Origin of the sequence: Clostridium polyendosporum (assembly GCF_018332455.1) — a bacterium.
In the GTDB taxonomy this organism is placed as follows: Bacteria; Bacillota; Clostridia; order Clostridiales; family Clostridiaceae; genus Clostridium_AY; species Clostridium_AY polyendosporum.
Window position 1 is genome coordinate 1 of record NZ_BOPZ01000101.1, and the last position, 274, is coordinate 274.

Below are 274 nucleotides of genomic sequence, written 5' to 3' on the forward strand. Positions count from 1 at the left end.
CAGCGATTGGGGTGAAGTCGTAACAAGGTAGCCGTAGGAGAACCTGCGGCTGGATCACCTCCTTTCTAAGGAAGATTTAGTTGATACTTAACGCATGTTAAGATTAACTACAATAATATAATGAGTTGTCAAACGGATTGCTCTAATTCCTCTGTTTAATTTTGAGAGACCAAAAGTCTTTCAAAATTTTGTTCTTTGAAAATTGCACATAAGTAAATGTAAAGCCAAATTGGTAAAACCAAAGAATTATTCTTTGTAAGAGAACCAAAACTGG

At 35.4% G+C, this 274-nt stretch carries 1 rRNA gene; it reads left to right on the forward strand.

The features are described from left to right. Positions 1-65: ribosomal RNA gene (locus CPJCM30710_RS17590) — 16S ribosomal RNA — on the forward strand; the annotation flags it as partial. Positions 66-274 lie beyond the last annotated feature (209 nt).